At 67.4% G+C, this 1,352-nt stretch carries 1 protein-coding gene and 1 pseudogene; both read left to right on the forward strand.

Annotation, left to right across the window (positions count from 1 at the left end; genetic code table 11):
* Positions 1–97 precede the first annotated feature (97 nt).
* Positions 98–953, forward strand: a pseudogene (locus ACFW2G_RS33070) (IS5 family transposase).
* Positions 950–1,348 carry a hypothetical protein gene (locus tag ACFW2G_RS33075; protein ID WP_384456663.1) on the forward strand — a complete coding sequence of 133 codons (399 nt, stop codon included), beginning with the start codon at positions 950–952 and terminating at the stop codon, positions 1,346–1,348. The pseudogene ACFW2G_RS33070 and the gene ACFW2G_RS33075 overlap by 4 nt, the downstream one beginning before the upstream one ends.
* Positions 1,349–1,352 lie beyond the last annotated feature (4 nt).

The following is a 1,352-nucleotide window of genomic DNA, read 5'->3' on the forward strand; positions in this document are numbered from 1 at the left end:
CGTTAAGTCCGTTCTTCCTCGGTTCGTGATCGCTCGATCGTGGTACTGATCGCCATGCCGGACACCTGCTAGACATGTCCATGCTGAGATGCGGGCCATGGAGAGAAAGCCGTACCCCAGCGACTTATCGGACGAGCAGTGGGCGTTGATCCAGCCGATGATCGCGGCCTGGAAGCAGGACCGGGTGGCACGGTCGGCGACCGGTGATCCCGGGTCCTGCGACCTGCGGGAAGTCGTGAACGCGATCTTCTACCAGAACCGGACGGGCTGCCAGTGGCGCTACCTGCCGCATGACCTGCCGGCCTGGTCGGCGGTGTTCTACTACTTCACGCTGTGGCGCCAGGACGGCCTCGACCAGCGCATCCAGGAACTCCTGCGCTGCCAGGTGAGGGAGAGAGCCCGCCGATTAGAGGACCCGTCCCTCGTGATCATCGACACCCAGTCCGTCCGCGCCGCGGCGGGTGTCCCGAAGACCACGACGGGGCTGGACGCGCACAAGAGGATGTCGGGCCGCAAGCGGGGACTGGCCCGTCGACGTCCTGGGGCTGGTCATCGGCGTTGTTGTGCTGGACGCCTCCGCCCATGACAACGCCGCCGGCACCGCCCTGCTCGACCAGGCCGCCGAGCGGTGCGGCAACCGCCTGGAGAAAGCCCTGGTGGACCAGGGCTTCAAGGACGAGGTCCTCATCCACGGCGCACTGCTGGACATCGACGTCGAGATCGTCCGCCGAAACCCCGCTGACCAGGGCAAAGGCTTCATTCCGCAGCCCAAGCGGTGGATCGTGGAGCAGGTCAACGGCACGTTGATGCTGCACCGCCGCCTCGCCCGTGAGTACGACCACCGGCCCGACAACTCCGCCTCACGCGTCTACTGGGCCTCGATCGCGAACATGGCCCGCCGCCTCACCACACCGTCTCCGGCCTGGCGCGACACCCTCGGGCTGGCCGCGTGAACGTCGCCGAGCTCCTGGCCGGCCTCCAGGCCCAGCACGACGAGACCACCGCCCGGGCCGCTGAACTACGCGACCAGATCCAGCACTTGACCGCCGCCCTGGCCGAGGCCGAAGCGCGACTCGCGGACCTGGCCACCACCGCCAAGGTCATCGCCGAACTTGCACCCGCTGGAGGTGACCCAGGCCCACCCGAGACGAACACCGCCTACCAGGCCATCGTGAACGCCTTCAACCAGCACCCCGACCAGGTCTTCCGAGCCCGTGAGCTGCACGAACTCCTCGACATGCCCACCGACGAGGCATCCGTCAACATCACCCGCAGCCGCCTCGGACGCCTCACCCGCCAAGGCTTCCTCACCCAGCCCGGACGAGGCTGCTACCAGAAACGGACTTAACGTC

The organism is Streptomyces sp. NPDC058880 (assembly GCF_042742535.1).
GTDB lineage: Bacteria > Actinomycetota > Actinomycetes > Streptomycetales > Streptomycetaceae > Streptomyces.